This window comes from Limnobaculum zhutongyuii (assembly GCF_004295645.1).
GTDB classification, from domain to species: domain Bacteria; phylum Pseudomonadota; class Gammaproteobacteria; order Enterobacterales; family Enterobacteriaceae; genus Limnobaculum; species Limnobaculum zhutongyuii.
The window spans coordinates 509,359-527,671 of sequence record NZ_CP034752.1 but is presented as its reverse complement, the minus strand read 5'-3'; the positions used below and the strand labels follow the sequence as shown (position 1 = coordinate 527,671).

18 protein-coding genes and 1 tRNA gene are annotated in these 18,313 nt (G+C 44.1%); 5 read left to right on the top strand and 14 right to left on the bottom strand.

Going from position 1 to position 18,313, the window contains the following annotated elements; genetic code table 11:
- The first annotated feature begins 7 nt into the window (after positions 1–7).
- From EKN56_RS01990 to EKN56_RS01970, 4 genes are read left to right on the top strand one after another with little or no spacing between them, the layout of a single operon-like run.
- Positions 8–1,597: a DUF2169 domain-containing protein gene (locus EKN56_RS01990; RefSeq protein WP_246019934.1), complete on the top strand. Its 1,590-nt coding sequence runs from the start codon at positions 8–10 to the stop codon at positions 1,595–1,597.
- A 3-nt stretch (positions 1,598–1,600) separates the two neighbouring features.
- Positions 1,601–2,494, top strand: coding sequence for a hypothetical protein (locus EKN56_RS01980; protein ID WP_130590272.1), 894 nt, complete (start codon positions 1,601–1,603; stop codon positions 2,492–2,494).
- A gap of 34 nt (positions 2,495–2,528) precedes the next feature.
- Positions 2,529–3,632: a beta propeller repeat protein gene (locus EKN56_RS01975; protein WP_130590271.1), complete on the top strand. Its 1,104-nt coding sequence runs from the start codon at positions 2,529–2,531 to the stop codon at positions 3,630–3,632.
- A complete protein-coding gene (locus tag EKN56_RS01970; protein WP_130590270.1) occupies positions 3,619–4,179 on the top strand; it encodes a hypothetical protein in 561 nt (186 codons plus the stop codon). The genes EKN56_RS01975 and EKN56_RS01970 overlap by 14 nt, the downstream gene beginning before the upstream one ends.
- A gap of 251 nt (positions 4,180–4,430) precedes the next feature.
- Here EKN56_RS01970 and EKN56_RS01965 read toward each other — a convergent pair whose 3' ends face one another.
- The 13 genes from EKN56_RS01965 to rlmE form a co-directional block, all read right to left on the bottom strand.
- Entirely contained in the window at positions 4,431–5,387 is a 957-nt protein-coding gene (locus tag EKN56_RS01965) for a hypothetical protein (protein WP_130590269.1), read from the bottom strand.
- The gene (locus EKN56_RS01960) at positions 5,384–6,052 is read right to left on the bottom strand and encodes a hypothetical protein (protein WP_130590268.1); all 669 of its coding nucleotides are present in this window, start codon (positions 6,050–6,052) and stop codon (positions 5,384–5,386) included. Before EKN56_RS01960 ends, EKN56_RS01965 begins: the two co-directional genes overlap by 4 nt.
- Before the next feature lie 576 nt (positions 6,053–6,628).
- Positions 6,629–7,078, bottom strand: coding sequence for a DUF2787 family protein (locus tag EKN56_RS01955; RefSeq protein ID WP_130590267.1), 450 nt, complete (start codon positions 7,076–7,078; stop codon positions 6,629–6,631).
- Positions 7,079–7,168: 90 nt separating this feature from the next.
- On the bottom strand, positions 7,169–8,422 hold the full coding sequence (locus EKN56_RS01950) for a tyrosine-type recombinase/integrase (protein WP_130590266.1): 1,254 nt from the start codon (positions 8,420–8,422) through the stop codon (positions 7,169–7,171).
- Between the two features lie 198 nt (positions 8,423–8,620).
- A tRNA-Leu gene (locus EKN56_RS01945) sits at positions 8,621–8,707 on the bottom strand.
- A 51-nt stretch (positions 8,708–8,758) separates the two neighbouring features.
- The gene (gene secG / locus EKN56_RS01940; RefSeq protein ID WP_130590265.1) at positions 8,759–9,088 is read right to left on the bottom strand and encodes a preprotein translocase subunit SecG; all 330 of its coding nucleotides are present in this window, start codon (positions 9,086–9,088) and stop codon (positions 8,759–8,761) included.
- A gap of 304 nt (positions 9,089–9,392) precedes the next feature.
- Positions 9,393–10,217 carry a hypothetical protein gene (locus EKN56_RS01935; RefSeq protein WP_130590264.1) on the bottom strand — a complete coding sequence of 275 codons (825 nt, stop codon included), beginning with the start codon at positions 10,215–10,217 and terminating at the stop codon, positions 9,393–9,395.
- A gap of 99 nt (positions 10,218–10,316) precedes the next feature.
- Complete coding sequence (locus EKN56_RS01930; protein ID WP_210405324.1) at positions 10,317–11,045, bottom strand: glycoside hydrolase family 25 protein; 729 nt, start codon at positions 11,043–11,045, stop codon at positions 10,317–10,319.
- Between the two features lie 97 nt (positions 11,046–11,142).
- Positions 11,143–12,483 (bottom strand): phosphoglucosamine mutase, encoded by a 1,341-nt coding sequence (glmM, locus tag EKN56_RS01925; protein WP_130590263.1) that lies wholly within the window; start codon positions 12,481–12,483, stop codon positions 11,143–11,145.
- A gap of 7 nt (positions 12,484–12,490) precedes the next feature.
- Positions 12,491–13,324: a dihydropteroate synthase gene (gene folP / locus EKN56_RS01920; RefSeq protein ID WP_130590262.1), complete on the bottom strand. Its 834-nt coding sequence runs from the start codon at positions 13,322–13,324 to the stop codon at positions 12,491–12,493.
- Between the two features lie 163 nt (positions 13,325–13,487).
- On the bottom strand, positions 13,488–14,435 hold the full coding sequence (locus tag EKN56_RS01915) for a hypothetical protein (protein ID WP_130590261.1): 948 nt from the start codon (positions 14,433–14,435) through the stop codon (positions 13,488–13,490).
- 190 nt (positions 14,436–14,625) lie between these two features.
- A complete protein-coding gene (gene ftsH / locus EKN56_RS01910) occupies positions 14,626–16,578 on the bottom strand; it encodes an ATP-dependent zinc metalloprotease FtsH (protein WP_168189577.1) in 1,953 nt (650 codons plus the stop codon).
- A gap of 47 nt (positions 16,579–16,625) precedes the next feature.
- Entirely contained in the window at positions 16,626–17,255 is a 630-nt protein-coding gene (rlmE, locus tag EKN56_RS01905) for a 23S rRNA (uridine(2552)-2'-O)-methyltransferase RlmE (protein WP_130590259.1), read from the bottom strand.
- Between the two features lie 116 nt (positions 17,256–17,371).
- On the opposite strand from rlmE, the gene yhbY reads away from it, so the two are divergent.
- On the top strand, positions 17,372–17,665 hold the full coding sequence (gene yhbY, locus EKN56_RS01900; RefSeq protein ID WP_130590258.1) for a ribosome assembly RNA-binding protein YhbY: 294 nt from the start codon (positions 17,372–17,374) through the stop codon (positions 17,663–17,665).
- A gap of 86 nt (positions 17,666–17,751) precedes the next feature.
- On the opposite strand, the gene greA is transcribed toward yhbY, so the two are convergent.
- Positions 17,752–18,228 carry a transcription elongation factor GreA gene (gene greA / locus EKN56_RS01895; RefSeq protein ID WP_130590257.1) on the bottom strand — a complete coding sequence of 159 codons (477 nt, stop codon included), beginning with the start codon at positions 18,226–18,228 and terminating at the stop codon, positions 17,752–17,754.
- Positions 18,229–18,313 lie beyond the last annotated feature (85 nt).

The following is an 18,313-nucleotide window of genomic DNA, read 5'->3' as shown; positions in this document are numbered from 1 at the left end:
GAACGATATGGAATTTCGCAATCTGACGCCGTTTTCATCGCTCAACTATTTCATGCTCAATCAGGCAAGAGATGAATTTCACGTTGTCGTTGCCAAAGTTGGCTACCGACTGCATCAGCAATTAGATGGGGTCTGGCAGGCGGTTGTGATGGATGATGCTGCGATTCCTTTATGTATACAGGATGAATACCGTGGCGAGATGAATATCTCTCAAGTAGTACAGGAAAGTGATCTGGCACCCCTGAAACCCCGCTGCGATGTCATTATCAACGGCACCGCTTATGCACCGGGCGGTGTTGCCTGCCCGCAGTTTCCAGTATCGGTGCGCCTTGACGCGCCGGATATGAATATTTTATTGGAAAAAACGCTGCTGGTGACGGGAGAACGTTATTTTTATCCGGTCTTGCCGGGCCGGGTGAAGGGAACGTGGAAGTTGAGTAAACCAGAACCGTTTACTTCTTTACCGCTGGATTACCGCTACGCTTTCGGCGGTGAATGCCGGATTGCTCAGGGGGACAAAGCGGCGAATAGGGTCGAGCAGTCAAACCGCTTAACCGAAATGCAGCAAAAAGACCATCCCGACCAGGAAAACATCCCGGTGGCGCACACCGCTTTTCAGGGAAACCCGCTGGGACGAGGATATGTTGAGGGTTGGTATCTGAACGCACTTCGTCTGGATAAGGTGGCCGCACCGCGCATTGTCACACCACAAGCTCCCTATTCCGCACAGAATTTCACAACCCTGTTGCAGGGTAAGGCTGACCTGTCGTTGCCTGTTTATCAGCCAGCGGGGTTGGGGATTGTTGGCCGCACCTGGCAGCCCAGACTAGCGAAAGCGGGCACCTATGACGATATCTGGCTGAAAGAGCGCCACCCCTATTTACCGGACGATTTTGACTTTGGTTACTGGAATAGTGCACCACAAGACCAGCAGATCGCATTTCCCCCAGCCAATCTCACGCTGACACTCACAAATCTAACCCCGGAAGGCGAGCTGGTCTGTGAATTGCCTAACCACATGACTTTTATCTTGTTGCGCATGTCTAGCGGAGAAGTCATCCCGCAAACAATGTTTCTCGATACACTGCTGATTGATGCGGATAACTTAACGGTTTCCGTCAGCTACCGCTATGTACTGCCCGTAGAGAGGCCCGTGCGGGTGATGGAGTTGCGCTATGAAGTTGATCCTGCTCGTTTGCTTGCAAAACTTTCACCCCCAAAAAGCAAGGAAGATATAGTAATGGCCGATAACTACATGGCAAGAAAGGATGGGGTATGGAAAGTAGTCAGTATCCTGCCTGATGTTTGCAAAACACCGATGGGGTCAGCGACACCGCCAGTGCCGTATCCAGTCATCGCGGAACTGAATGCTGCAGCGCAGGTGGTTCCATCGGTTAAAGTCAACGGCAAGCCGTTGGTTGTCCTTAATCAGAGTTATATCCCTACGACCATCGGTGATCAGGCCGGTGTGGCCAATGGTCTGGACAGCGGGACGGTGGGCGGGAAGTGTCACCCCAAAAAACACAGCGATACGGTCAAGGCGGGTAAACGCCATATACTGCGTCACGGTGATGAGTTCTGGATGAATGGGAAGTAACTCATGAGCGAAGGGAATACGGTCGGTAAAATCGTAGGCCAGCCGCCTATGATGGGAAACAAGGCTGAGGAAGCGAACCCTGCGGTATCGCCAGAAACACCTGAAGAAGAAAGTAGCTGGTTGGATTATTTTCAGACCGGCCTTGATGTGGTGGGGTTGGTCCCTGGCTTTGGCGAAATTGCCGATGGCTTGAATGCGATTATTTATGGAATAAAGGGAGACTACGTCAATGCGGGCTTATCGGTTGGAGCAATGATCCCTTTTGCTGGCTGGGCTTCAACAGGTACGAAACTTGGGATAAAAGCCACCAAAGAGATTGCTGAAAACAGCACACAAAAAACAGTAAAAAATGTGACAGAAGAGGCTGCGGACAAAACGACAAAGAAAGCGCAGGACGCAAACAGCGGCGGAAAATCTAAAGGTAAAGGCGATAAAGATGGCCCTTGTCTGATTGGCCCATATAATTCGTTAAAATGTCCACCGGGTAATGACGCGCATCATATCATTCCCGATTACACACTACGTTATGGTACCCGACTAGATTCAACCAAAAGGATACAGACCAAACCCAGCCTTCCTACGCTGAAGGAGGGAATGTGTATTTGCCTGAACAAAAAAGAAGGTAAGGGTTTCAATGAACATAAAGAAGTGCATAAGGCGGATGGTGCCATAAAAGCTGCAGGAGCGCTTTCCAAGGTTCCCGGAACGGTTAAGTTATCTACAGTAAAAAGACTTAGCACTGGTGCAGTGGGTATTGTTAAACCAGAATGCGCAATTCAAGTTACAGCAGCAGTAGAAGCCCAATTCTTTGGTATTGATGGCGATACTCTCCTTCGTTCCACTCATCGCCTTCCTTCAACTGAGGCCATTAAAGTTCTCGGAACTCTGGCGCGTTAATTTTCTATAGTTATGCAAAATTAGGATATCAGTAATGATTGTTGATAAATACATTCAGTTGGCAGGCGGATGCATTGCGGATGACAAGACAATTTATTTGTTATCTCGCGATGGTGAGTTGGAATATGGACAAAAGCACACTGAGGTAAACATCTGGAACGGCGATAAGTCCAAGCCTCTTTTGGAGTCCCAAATAATTAAAGCGACAGTTGAGGCTGTGGTCAGATATAAAAACTTGCAGGAGAATTTTGATGGTTTGTGCGTACTCTCTTCCGACTGTGAAATATTTTTTATCCAGCGCGGTAGCGTATATAAAGAAAAAATAAAGGATGTGCCATCGGGAAATGAGATTAACTCGTTGGCTGTTATAGATGATGTTCTTTATGGCTGCGGAGATGGAGCCGTTGTTTATAAGAGAACCGCAAAGAAACAATGGATGGCCATTCACGAGGCTATAAGCGAAAAATTCTCTACGCTCGACCTCATCATTAAAATGGATGAGTACTGTGATAAAAGGGAAAAAACAGACGGTGTTGATTCAATGACCGCTACTTTGGAATGGAATCAGTCTGAGCGATTCAAATATACAGATTTTCGGCGACTGTGGTCAATAAATGGAAACCGACAAAATAATATCTATGCTTGCGGCAGTGTAAATACCCCAAAGAGTAAAGATGGCGTTCTCTTCAACTATGATGGGGAAAGCTGGAAACGGCTGGCTATCCCTGAAACCAATACCCTTAGTTCGTTGTTCGTCGGCGACGATGGTCGGGTGCTGACAGGAGGGCTGGAAGGCCATCTTCTGATGAGTCAAGACGGAGTGCATTTTCGTGATGTCAGTACACCTGAAGACTTAATGGTAATCAACTATATCAAGTCATACCGCGACAAAATTTATCTAGGCACCTCTGATGGCCTGTTTCAGTATCAAAATGAAAGCATTGTGACACCAGATATTGCTCAAGACCTGAACAAAGTTGACGAAAGTATTCTGACCGAATGCTGGTCTATTGATATCTGTGGAGATTATCTGCTGCTGATGTGTGAATACTCCGCTTGGCGCTATTGTTTTACCACTGGCGTTTGTGAGCTGCTGATCAAATTCACCGGGCGACCTGAAGAGGATGATGATGAGTGATTTAACATCAGAACATTCTCTTACTGCGTCCCATCCTACACTTGCCGATGCAATATGTGCCAAAGTAGGCAAACGAGATATTGCGCTGTGGGCGACAGCGCTTGAGCGGCACTTTACCCTGTCGCCATTCTCGTTATTGCCGGAAAAACTGGAAAAGGAACACCATGTTGAGATCTCAGTAGCAGGTCTGATATTGGTGTTTTCGCATCCTCACGCCGTTTACAGTGATACGGGTGATGTTGCACGCTGGTTTTTAAAAAGCGTCGAGTTTTCCTTTATGTCCAGTGACCATACCTGCTGGAAGGCGTCCGCCCCTTTTGGCCTGACGCCAAAAGAAGAAACACACCAAAGTATTGAATCAAAGCTTGGCGATGATGCCACCGACATTCGAAAAGAGGATTTAAGGCAATCATTTTATCTTGATGATGGATTGGTTGCCTGTGTAATGTGGCACCCTTCGGGTAAAGGGATACAGTCATTAACTGTCGTACGGCTTGGCAGTGAGATGGATTATGAACCACTTAATGTGGAATTAAGTCTGCGATAGATACAGCTTATTCAGTATGGGGGATGATGAGGAATTGATTCGTTATGTCATGGAGATTAATTAGTGGGTCTGAAAGGCTATCCCCGAGTAAACATACATACTTCTTTTTAATACAAGCATGACAAAATGTTGTTAAGGGGATGTTTAAATTTCTTATTAACACTCCATAGACGGTTTGAATATAAAGTAGGATCAATCTAGTAATGGACAGATCCTACCTCGGTAGGGATACTACATTCTATGGTTAGTTCTTAGCGTTCCATGGGAATAGGATCAAGCATCTGAATCGTATCGAAAGAATTATTCAATAACTCATAATGTGGTAATTTAAGTTCAAGAGATAGTTTGTTTTGAATTGATAGAAGCTGGGACTGAATCTCTAGAGTTTTAAAATTTTCAACATCAGTTTTTAAAATGAGCAGTGTCTCTTCACTTATTACATGGGGACTGAACGCTCCAGTTTTCTTCAATGACTCCAGTCGAGAACGTAAAGCAAGGTTTGAATCTGTATTTCGGTCAAAATATCCTTGAGCAATATCATCCTCGCCGAGACGAATGTGTGTCTGCCCTAGTACAAATGAAGTTTTATTTTTAAGGTCTGTAATCAACATTAAAAAATGAATACCATCAATAAATTTCTTATTACTGAATTCACTCAACATATCCATCAAAATTGTATGAAGAGAGTTAAAAGTATTTCTAAGGGGGATGATATGTAATCGGATAAATTGAGGATCTTTCTGTACCTTGTTTGCATATAATGCTTCGTCAATGGACGCAAACGATAAGCTTTTTATCTCACTGAATTTAATGAGTTTACTAAGAATGATTTCATCATGTACCTCTGCTAATTTTTTATCCAGATGGTCAATTTTATCACTTATCTCTTCAAGTTTTTTTCCGAGCGTTTCATTAGTGCTATGTGCAGTCATGATATTGACAGCAGCCAGAATAGCCGTCTGATTAGCTAGCTGGCCCATAATCTCTGTATGTGACTGATTAAGCGTCGTATTGATTTGCTGGGAAAGTTTATCCAGATTATTACTCTGATTATTTTGCCCACCTTGTGGGAAAATCAAATGTTTGACAATTCTGCCCGCTTGATCACGAATTGTACCGCCGAAAACCTTTAACTCACCAGATGCTATACGATCAAGAATATCTTTGGAAAGCGGCAATGTGCGTTCAAGAAGTATTGATATATTCATAGTTCCACCTGTGCTGAAAAATTTTCGGCTATCAAACGAGAACGAATACTACCAACAATTAATACTGAAGGAATGGTCACGCTGTAAGCCGTCCCTGTGAAGGCCAGAGCAACACTAGCAACTCCTGTGAGCACCCCGAGGAATTGGCCAGCTACAGGGATCGCTACAACCGCTCCACGCTGTAGTATCAAACCACCGACAGCCAACAGAATTGGTGTTATTCCTATTAGACTACGAGCAGCAGCATTTTTTGCGTCCATTGCCAGATTCTGGTCTTCAAAACATTCCCGAAGTACCTTTTCAAACTCATCTCGTTCTTTTTCTGAAAGTTTTTCCTTATAGCCCTCAATCACTTTTTCAGCGATCAATTCTTCTATCTTTATGATGTCGCCTTGCAAGTCAATTTTTACACCAACTTTACCGGCAACATCGGCAACAATCTCACGGTAACCGACTCCACGCTGACGAAACAAGTTCATCAAACTATCACCACCCATACTTTGTAATTCGATAGCCAGCTTCAGAGCATCACGTTCGTTTTTATCTATGTTGGAAGAGTGTTTACCTGCAATAATTTCAGCTAGGAAAGCTTTTTCATCAGAGGAGGCCTGTTGCAACACGGGATAGAGGTCTTTGTCATTACGTGCGAAATCAATTCTTTTCATCTGAATTTTCATCTATAGAAGGAGGGATAAGCAAAAATGTTACTTAAAGAAGATATCAAATCAAGACATTGTTTAAATATAAATTAATTGGCCTTGATCTGCTCCCTCACTGTCAATGGCGTATTTGCTTATAAAATATTCATTATGACACTACAGCCTTAATCTCGGGATACTAGTCAGCTTCTCGTTCATTGCAGACCTGACGACTTTTCAGTTTGACCGTTTTATGCCAAAAGTTGATATCGTTTAATTCATGCGGTATGCGGTTGAAATACGAGTTTGTCTAGCTCAAATTAAAAGTCCATTTCAATGAGTATAAGGATATTTTAAATTGAAAATATTAGATGTAGTTCACGACTTTGGTGATAACCGAACTTCTGGCGTTAGTGGAGTTTGCAGAGCCAAGTGTTATATAAATAAAAAAGATATTATTGTGCTTTTAACCGGACTTAGGTGCATTAAATGATGGTCAGTAACTAATGCTGTAGAAAAGATAATAAGCTCAGTTACTGAACATGGGTTAGTTATGCAACCTGCCATTTTCATAGAGCATTATGAAAGAAGTTTATACGTACTTTATGCTTCCTCAATACTGATTTTGCACTGATAGGTATCATATGAATGGTAACGACAGAAGTTACGTTGCCAGAGGCTGAACAGCGGCCCGTAGGCAGCAATAGGTTCCGAAGTCATACCTAATTGGTAACCGATGCTCCGGCTAAAGTCAAAATCAATGGCGTAAGTTGATTCGAGGCCAAATGGTGTTGGTATATAGGTAAACTCAGTGACGTAACAAATATGCCAGCGATTATCCTGTTTCCTTTCTAGTCTAATCTCAACAGGGCGGTAACCGCCCGATTTTGCCGTATAGTCCGGATTGCTGTAATTGAGCGTTATGCTAAAGACCTTATGGTGTTGTTCAATAACGTTGGCCAATAGCGTAATAAAAGGTTTAAAAATCGGTAAATCACAGGTAATAGTTAAGTGTGGAACTTTTCTCTTTAGTCGAGTAGATTTCAATTTCATAAATGCTTCTTATTCGTATATTTGGTTATGAATAAAAAAAAGGCAGCACAGGCCACCTCTTGATTTAGATAAAATTTACTGTTTAGTTAGTCAGGTCAATTTAGCGAATTCGAATGGACTAGTTTCTTTCTTTCGATTCACATCCAAAAAATCCGCCCACCATTGCACCATCAATCGCCGTTCCTCCAAATGTTCAGCCTTATGAATATAAGCTGCACGAACCCCGTTACGCTCTTGATGGCTCATCTGCCGCTCTACCGCATCCCTGGACCACAATCCCGATTCAATCAGTGAACTACAAGCCATTGTACGGAAACCATGCCCACAGATTTCTGTTTTTGTATCGTAACCCATGTTTTGCAGTGCTTTATTTACTGTCCCTTCACTCATCGGCTTATGAACAGAATGATCGCCGATAAAGACTAATTCACAGTGACCACTTACTTCATGGATTTTCTTCAGTATTTCCAGTGCCTGACGACTAAGCGGTACAAGGTGTGGCGTATGCATTTTCGAGCCTCGCTCTGAAAACTTAACGCCTGGGAGAGGCTCACGCTCGGCAGGGATTGTCCATAAAGCACGATCAAAATCTATTTCAGGCCAGCGGGCAAAACGGAGTTCACTGGACCGGATAAACAATAATAGGGAAAGCTTGATAGCCCATTTAGTAAACTCTCTCCCTTTATACTTATCAATCCTCTCCAAAAGCTCAGGAAGACGGTCGAGTGGTAAAGCAGGCCTATGAGTAACCTTACCTGAGATAATTGCGCCAGCCATATCCTGAGCTGGGTTATAGTCGATCAACCCGTTCTGTACAGCATAAGTCATAATTGCTGTTGTTCGTTGCTTTAAGCGCATAGCAACTTCTAAACACCCAGAACGTTCAACAAATTTTATCGGTGCAAGTAAGTCTTTAGTTTTGAGATCGGCAATGTGGATATTACCGAGTGAGGGAAAAAGGTGCTCTTCAAGCCCTTTCAAGATGCGCTCACTATGTAGAGCTGACCATTTCTTGTTCTCAGAGTGCCAGGCTCTGGCTACAGCTTCAAAAGTCTTAGCTTCATCCTCTAACTCAGCTTTTACGGCTCTTTTATGCTCATTTGGGTCTGTACCTACAGCAACCAGCTTTCTGGCTTCATCTCGTTTCTGACGAGCATCCGCTAAAGAAACCTCAGGATAAACGCCTAAAGCCAGTGTCTTTTCTTTACCACCAAAACGATAACGTAAACGCCAGTACTTGGATCCATTAGGATGAACCAGAAGAAACATGCCATCGCCATCAGTAAGCTTATACGCTTTTGCCTCAGGCTTTGCCGACCGCACTTTAATGTCCGTCAGGGCCATGATGTATACCTCTAAAATCGTTATTGAGGGTACAAGGTTTTTTGGGGTAAGAATGTACCCGCAAATGTACCCTCATAGACAAATTGATGTCAGTTGAATTAAGTATACGTAGGGAGAGTATGGAATGAAGAAAAACGGTGTAAAAACGTGAGGTTAAGACAAAAAATAGACGTCCATTGACGTCTATTGATTTGATATTGGTACCGAGGACGGGACTTGAACCCGTAAGCCCAATCGGGCACTACCACCTCAAGGTAGCGTGTCTACCAATTCCACCACCTCGGCACTACATTACATGATGACAGGGTAATCCTGTCATCTATTACTCTTTATCCCTTAACGAGGGATGTCGCTGCTTGGGGTCTGAGGAGCTGGTTTAGCTGGCTCAGTTTTTACCGGAGTGCTCAGGTCATCCCACTCGCCGACTTTTTTGTCCTGATGTGTGCTCAGGTTACCCAGCGCCAGGCTGATAACAAAGAACAGCGCAGCTAAAATTGCTGTGGTACGGGTCATGAAGTTACCTGAACCGCCGGAACCAAATAAAGTCGCAGATGCACCAGCACCAAAAGAGGCACCCATATCAGCACCTTTACCTTGTTGCAGCATGATCAGGCCAATCAGACCGATGGCTACCAACAGGAAAACAATAAGAAGCGCTTCGTACATATTCTTGCCTTTATCCTTGCGGGATAATCCCGTGCTAAAGCTTTAACCCGTTATCGGAGTAATTCATGTTGAATGATGACACTTATTATACCCGACCGGAGCGGGTGTGAATACTAACTAAAGCCAGAAAGAGGTGCAAGTGCATTTTCACAGTCAATGCGTATTTGCAGAAAAAAACAACACCAGATCGGATATTTGCATCGATTCGTTAAGCCATACGGCCTCAAATGACAACATCTCACTGCCTGTATCAAGCTTTTCTGAGCGTTAGACTATACGCTAACAGCAACAATAACTCTGATACCTAGTAGTAAACAATAGTGCGATTCTGAATAAATTTGTTATCCTCAGTGCCCCACTCTGCCTGTAACCAGTTGTAGTTTCTGTCGAAATAAGTGTAATACTTTTCAGCCCTGCGCTTTTGCGTCGAATAAGCAATAGCCTCACCTACAATGCGTTGTAACATGTCTTTATCGTTGTAATCAAAGTAGTAGGTAGAAACAAAATTATTTCGACTGGTCTTGAAGTCCCGACGGGCTAAAAATCCCTTAGAATTATAATAATACTTTTTAACCGTATATTTTTTACCGCTGTCGTAGTTGGCCTTTTGTTTTTCAACCACTTCACTCAGTTGTGCATTGTCATTATAGACATACTCACGAATCCACTCACTGTTCATTAATTCACTGCGAACAATTCGCCCTTGCCGATCGCTCAAATAACGAATAATCACCTTGCCTACATCGGATTCCTTACCATCCATCAACCATTTGATGCACTTTATCCAGTGCCCTTCCTTATTCTTATAAATCTTGGTCACTGACTCACCGCGTCGATTTTTTTCGTGTCGTTCAAAGGCGGCCATGTTGCCTGAAATATCATAATCAATCCAACTGGTGCTTACCCATTCACCATTTTGATGGGTTACTTCTTCCAGTTTTTTGACCCGATAATCAGGTGGAAATATAGAGTGGCTTGCATTCTCTGTTAACACCAGATTTGCAGAGAAAATAGCGTTTTCTTCTGTGGTTAAACTGCTGTAAGAGGTTAAAGCATAAGAAAAAGGAGAGAGGATAAATGCGACTATCGCTATAAAAGAACGAGAAATCAAAAAGCGAGCTGTCATCATTGCTATCCTGCGGTAGTTACTGTAATTCCGTTGCGCAGGATTCTACCATCGAGAAATAGTTACTTACAATGATTATAAATGATGTAAATCAATTTAAACTCAATTCTTAATGAGTGTTTCAAACTCTTCTTTAGTCCCATTAAACGTGTTGAGATCGACAACAGTTTCAATTCCACTTAAACGCCCACGGTTCGCATATTGCCAGAACATCCAGGGGCGCCGATCTTTCAAAGCCGGACGACGATATATGTTTCTAATCCAAAGAGGATTCTGCTCAAATTTTCCTACCAGAAAATCGTCAAAGAACTCTTGAGTCACGTACAAAATAGGCTTCTTCTGATAAAAAACCTCAAGTCTCTCAATAAGTATGGCTATTTCCGCCAGTACTTGCTCTTTTCCGGTGGTTAACTGGCAATTACCGCCATATTCCAAATCAATGACCGGAGGTAGCATATTCGCTACCTTTGGTACGGTTTCAATAAAATTGATTGCCTGTTCTTCCCCGGATCTGCAAAAGGTAAAAAAATGATAGGCCCCTACTACAAATCCTTGTTCGCCAGCATGTCGCCAGTTGGCGGTAAAAGAGTTATCTTTAAAGTCACTGCCTTCCGTTGCTTTGATAAAAACAAAGCGAACTCTTTCTTTATCTAACTGTTGCCAGTTAATTTCATTCTGATGATGGGATACATCAATCCCCTGAATCGGATACTCAGTAAGTGATGGATAATTGAACCTGATATAACCGCTATACAATCCATATATAAGCACTAATCCAACAATGATTAAGCCTGAAAAAATGATGAGTACTTTATTGATTAGCTTATACATGGGTATGTGGCGTCCTTGCTTACAGCGGCCTATTTATAGTTAAACAAAGGGCGGAAATATTTCCGCCCTTTGTATCAACTCAATATCTAAAAACAAATTAGCCTGCGGCTTTTACTGCATCCGCGATACGGTTAGCCAATCGCAGAACCTCTTCGTCGTTCTCGCCTTCTACCATCACGCGAATAAGTGGTTCGGTTCCTGATTTACGTAACAGTACCCGACCACGGCCTTCCAGCTCTTTTTCTACTTCAGCGGTCACGTTCATCACGGTTTCATTAGCCAGCGGATCGTGTTGACCAGCAAAACGAACGTTAACCAAAACCTGAGGTAATAGTTTCATACCACTGCATAAATCATGCAGTGACATATGATTGCGGACCATAGCAGCCAGTACCTGTAACGCTGCAACAATACCGTCTCCGGTTGTTGTTTTGTCTAACAGGATAACATGGCCTGAGTTTTCGGCACCAATAGTCCAACCAAGCTCCAGCATTTTTTCCAGCACGTAGCGATCGCCCACTTTCGCTCTGGTAAATGGAATGCCCAGTTGCTTTAGCGCCAACTCCAGGCCAATGTTGCTCATCAGCGTACCAACGGCACCGCCTTTAAGCTGCCCCTGACGTAAGGATTCACGAGCAATGATATACATTATCTGATCGCCATCGACTTTATTGCCCTGATGGTCAACCATAATGACCCGATCGCCATCACCATCGAATGCAATACCCAAATGCGCTTTTTCAGCTACTACACGCTCTTGCAGCAAACGAACATCCGTCGCACCGCATTTTTCATTAATGTTCATACCATCAGGATCGCAACCGATAGTAATAACATTAGCGCCCAACTCACGCAGTACGCTTGGTGCGATATGATAAGTTGCACCATTTGCGCAATCGACTACGATCTTTAATTCACTCAGACTAAGCTCGCTTGGGAATCCGCCTTTGCAGAACTCAATGTAACGACCCGCAGCATCATTGATGCGACTGGCTTTACCCAGCTCAGCTGACTCAACACAAGTCAGTGGTTTTTCCATTTCCGCTTCAATGGCTTCTTCAACTTCATCCGGCAGTTTTGTACCGTCAATCGAGAAGAACTTAATACCGTTATCGTAATAAGGGTTATGAGAAGCAGAGATAACAATGCCCGCTTCCGCACGGAAGGTGCGGGTTAGATAAGCAACTGCCGGTGTTGGCATTGGACCGGTAAATGAAGCAGAAAGCCCCGCAGCAGCCAAACCGGCCTCCAGAGCAGACTCCAACATATAGCCAGAAATGCGTGTATCTTTACCGATAATGATTTTACGTGAACCGTGACGGGCTAAAACTTTACCAGCTGCCCAACCAAGCTTAAGCACAAACTCAGGCGTGATTGGATGATCGCCCACCTTTCCCCGAATACCATCTGTACCAAAATACTTACGATCGCCGCTCATGTTATCTCTATTCCTTAGCAGAAAGTGTTGCTTCAACAATTCGCATTGCTTCAGCGGTTTCTTTTACGTCGTGAACACGAATAATTTGTGCCCCCTGCATCGCGGCGATTGTTGCACAGGCTATGCTGCCAATAACCCGCTGATCGGGAGGAACATTTAATAATTGCCCAACCATCGACTTTCTCGACATTCCAACCAACAGTGGAAGGTTAAAATGGTGGAAATCTGACAGATGGGCTAATAACTGGTAATTGTGCCTCAAATTCTTGCCAAAACCGAATCCCGGATCGAGCAAAATCTTCTCTCTGTCCATACCGGCATTAACGCAGCGGGTAATGTGCTCAGTAAAGAAGTCATCAACTTCAGACACTACATCGGTATATTGTGGTTCATGTTGCATGGTTCTGGGCATACCCTGCATATGCATCAGGCATACGGGCAGTCCGGATTCTATTGCGACTTCTAACGCACCCGGTTCTTGTAGCGCCCGGATATCATTAATCAGATGAACACCAACCCGATGAGATTCTCTCATAACTTCGGGCTTATAAGTATCTACAGATACCCATACTTCAAAATTTTTTGCGATGGCTTCCGCAACCGGAATAACCCGCTCAAGTTCTTCATCCGTTGGAACTTCGTCTGCACCAGGGCGGGTCGACTCACCACCAATATCAATAATGGTTGCCCCGGCCTGAATCATCTCATTGGCATGGCGCAGGGCATTTTCTATCTGGCGGTAACGACCTCCGTCAGAAAAGGAGTCAGGCGTTACGTTAAGAATTCCCATTACCTGAGGGTAATTGAGATCTAACGTTAATCCCCTACTTTCTAACTTCATGATGAATTCCTTAAGACTGGTTAAAACATGACTATCGTGCGGATACCTACTCAAAGATAAGTGAGCAGATACTTACAAATTTAATAAGGCTATCAGAATATACCAAAACAGAGGCAGGGATGAACATTCAGCTCAAATTCCCTGCCTTAAGAAATGAAAATAACTAACCGGTAATTTTTAGGCTCTCAGCAATCTTTCTGAACTCAGGCAGATATTGTTCACTTTGTTCGGCTTTAACCAACCCCTTAATCACATAATAAGTGCCATTAGATTCCACAATTAGCTGATAGACCTTCATCGGCTCATGATTTTTTGCATTTTCTGCATTAGCCAATAGCTCAACACCATGCTGACCGTTTATATCTACGGACTTAATGCTCTCTTTCTGCACCTCAATTTCGATTAAAGAGGCCGTATTCATCATATGCTTTTCGCTGAATGCGACCAGATCGCCAATAGCCACCTTGCTGTATGATGAAGCGATAACCATCATTGGTTGAACCCCAGCAGCTGCCGGAGCGGGAGCCGCATCGCCAGGCAGGCTTAATATCAGCATATTATTAACCCGGCGAACAATCTTAAGATTATCGGATTCCTGTATAGAGTAGCCCAGCGCATCCAGATTCAGTTTGCCTTCTTCTCCCTGAGCAAGCTCCATGCTGATGAGTGAACGTTTAATTGCATCACCCAGCTTAGCTTCTTCAGTTGCAGGATAAGTACCTACTAACATCAGTGAGCGCTTACTGTCGCCCTGAAGTAATATCCACTTATTGAACTGTTGATTATTTGCGGTTTGGCCAATTTTATATAACCAGACCTTATGTTGGTGGCTAACGGCTTCTTCAGTTCCCAGCAGGCGAACGCCTTCTGTTTTCATCAAATCGGGGATAAATGCGTGCTTAATCTCTTCCAAAGGAGCTGGCATCTCGTTAACCATAATCGATGCGCCTGCTGCCTCATTCATATATCCGGTAAACTGTTTGGATAATGAAAAACCAGCAGGTGGTTCAATAGAGACAGAGGTGCCCGGAATACGTTCAACAGCCTGAGCTGTACTTAAAAGACCACAGCCAGTCAGTAATACAGCTACCATTAATCGAAACATCTTCATTGTTATAATTTCACTCCTTAAAATCAAAATCATCCCTTGAATAGCACCGTGGCAGCCAAAGGTGTGTTTAGACCACTGCGAAAGCACCTGACAATAGCACACATCAAAAGGGATGTTACATCCCGGATTAATATTTTAGAGATAAAAAAACGGCTCCCGTTTGGGAGCCGTTATTATTCATTTACGCAGATTAAACCGCTGGTTTGTCACTTGGTTCATCAGTCTTGCTGAATTCCGGTGATGCAGGTTTCTCTTCTGGCGTTACCGGAGGTTGAGTATTGCTGGCTGGTGGTTTAGTTCCACCACTTTGCGCATCATCCCAACCCGCTGGCGCACGAACTTCACGACGAGCCATCAAATCATCGATTTGTGGTGCATCAATGGTTTCATACTTCATCAGCGCATCTTTCATCGCATGCATGATGTCCATATTGGCTTCCAGGATTTCTCTGGCACGCTGATAGTTACGTTCAATCAGCAGCTTAACTTCCTGGTCGATAATACGTGCAGTTTCATCAGACATATGTTTGGTTTTCGATACTGAACGTCCTAAGAAAACCTCGCCCTCTTCTTCTGCATACAACAGCGGCCCTAATTTTTCAGAGAAGCCCCACTGAGTCACCATGTTACGGGCGATAGAGGTAGCAACTTTAATATCGTTAGAAGCACCGGTAGACACTTTTGCCGGTCCATAAATCAACTCTTCAGCTAAACGACCGCCATACAGCGTTGATATACGGCTTTCCAGCTTCTGACGGTTTTCACTGATAGCATCGCCTTCCGGTAAGAAGAAAGTCACACCCAGCGCACGACCGCGAGGGATAATGGTAACTTTATGCACAGGATCGTGTTCCGGTACTAAGCGACCAATAATCGCATGTCCTGCTTCATGGTATGCCGTAGACTCTTTCTGCTCTTCGGTCATTACTAAAGAACGACGTTCAGCACCCATCATGATCTTATCTTTGGCTTTTTCAAACTCAACCATCGATACCACACGTTTATTAGTACGTGCAGCGAACAAAGCAGCTTCGTTAACCAGGTTAGCCAAATCTGCACCAGAGAAACCTGGAGTACCGCGAGCAATCACAGACTCATCCACATCCGGAGATACTGGTACTCGACGCATATGCACCTTCAGAATTTGTGCACGACCACGAACGTCTGGCAGACCAACAACAACCTGGCGGTCAAAACGGCCCGGACGCAGTAACGCAGGGTCCAGAACGTCCGGACGGTTAGTTGCAGCAATGACGATAACGCCTTCGTTGCCTTCAAAACCATCCATCTCAACCAGCATTTGGTTCAGCGTTTGTTCACGTTCGTCGTGACCACCACCTAAACCAGCGCCACGCTGACGACCTACCGCATCGATCTCATCGATGAAGATAATACAAGGTGCAGCTTTCTTCGCTTGTTCGAACATATCACGAACACGAGAAGCACCCACACCCACAAACATTTCTACGAAGTCAGAACCCGAGATAGTAAAGAATGGCACTTTCGCCTCACCGGCAATTGCTTTTGCCAATAAGGTTTTACCGGTACCCGGAGGACCTACCATCAAAATACCTTTTGGAATCTTACCACCCAGTTTCTGGAAACGGCTCGGATCTCTCAGGAATTCCACTAACTCGCTGACATCTTCTTTCGCTTCATCACAACCTGCAACATCAGCGAAAGTGGTTTTAATTTGCTCTTCCGTTAGCATGCGCGCCTTGCTCTTACCAAAGGACATCGCACCTTTACCACCACCGCCTTGCATTTGACGCATAAAGAAGATCCATACGCCAATCAACAGCAACATTGGGAACCAGGAAATAAATACCTGTTGCAGGAATCCTGGTTGCTCCGGTGGTTCACCAACGGTTTTAACATTATTTTTCAGCAGAAGACTCAGCAGCAGAGGGTCTTCTGTTGGCATGTATGTTGTATGAGACGCGTTATCTGGCTGCGTTTTATACTGAATTTCACGTCCACTTATCCGAGCTTCGCTGACCTGATTATTACTAACCTGCGTCATGAACGTCGAATAATCAATTCGGCGTCCACCCGACTCACTAGGCCCGAAGCTCTGAAATACGGTCATCAGCACGACGGCGATGACTAACCAGAGAATTAGGTTCTTTGCCATATCACTCAAGGAATTAACCTCATATTACAATGGTGTTAACAATACGCGTTAGGGTACTATAGTTTGCGCCCAGTCGCTACAATGTATACTTCACGTGAACGAGACCGTGAAGCATCGGGCTTACGGATCTTCACTGTTTTAAACAGGGCCCGGATTTCTCGTAAATACTCATCAAATCCATCCCCCTGAAAGACCTTAACCACAAAACTTCCACCTGGCGCCAGCACGTCTTTACACATGTCTAACGCCAATTCAACCAGATACATCGCCCGGGGAATATCAACGGCAGGAGTACCGCTCATATTTGGCGCCATATCAGACATAACTACCTGAACTTTACTGTCACCCACGCGCTCAAGCAAAGCCTTTAGCACCATCTCATCACGAAAGTCGCCCTGAAGGAAATCGACTCCGGCAATTGGATCCATTGGTAAAATATCACACGCAATTACTCTACCTATGTTACCAATCTGTGTCACAACATATTGCGACCAGCCACCGGGAGCTGCTCCTAAATCAACGACCGTCATACCCGGTTTAAACAGTTTGTCTGCTTGCTGTATTTCATCTAGTTTAAACCATGCGCGGGAACGTAGCCCCTTTTTCTGCGCCTGTTGTACATATTTGTCGTTAAAGTGTTCTTGTAACCAGCGCGTTGAACTGGCCGAACGCTTTTTATTACCCATGTGGTATTCCAACCATAACTTAATATCAGGTTTTACACCAAACCTTGGTGATAACTATCAGATGGCGGTAGAATACACCGTTTTCAACCCCCAACCCCAAACTGACGTAAAGAAAAATGAATCTATCTAACAAGCAAAAACAGCACCTTAAAGGCTTAGCGCACCCATTAAAGCCGGTTGTCATGGTAGGTGCAAGCGGTCTCACTGAAGGCGTTCTCGCCGAAGTTGAGCATGCTTTAGAGCATCATGAACTCATCAAAGTAAAGATATCAACAGAAGATCGTGAAACTAAACAATTGATTGCAGACGCGATCGCTCGTGAAACTGGCGCTAACAATGTGCAGGTGATTGGTAGTGTTTTAGTGCTCTATCGAGCCAGTAAAGACAAAAAAATCAGCCTGCCACGTTAAGTTTGATGAAAAAAGGTGATAATTGTCGCCTTTTTTCATTTCTTTACACTCGGTCAAATAACAACCTGCATAAATTGGGTTGATGGCTAAAGATATTCGACGTTCAGAATTTCAAACTCAATATCACCACCGGGTGCTTTAATCACTACCACATCATCGGCTTCTTTACCAATCAGACCACGGGCCATCGGGGAGTTAATTGAGATCAGATTTTGTTTAAAATCTGCTTCATCATCACCCACGATACGGTAGACAACTTCTTCTTCTGTTTCCAGATTCATCACTTTAACCGTCGCACCAAAAATTACCCGGCCGGTATAAGGCATCTTGGTAATATCAATGACTTGTGCATTAGACAGTTTAGCTTCAATTTCCTGAATTCGCCCTTCACAGAAACCTTGCTGCTCACGCGCGGCATGATATTCAGCATTCTCTTTCAGGTCACCGTGGGCCCTTGCCTCAGCGATATCGGCAATAATTTTTGGTCGACGTACACCTTTTAAGTATTCGAGCTCTTCGCGCAGTCTTTCTGCACCCAGTAACGTCATTGGAATTTGTCGCATACTCTTATATCCCTCTCAAATCACTTGTCACTCTCAAATAATCAGTGATTTATATAATAATCAACCTATAGCAGTCGGTGACTCC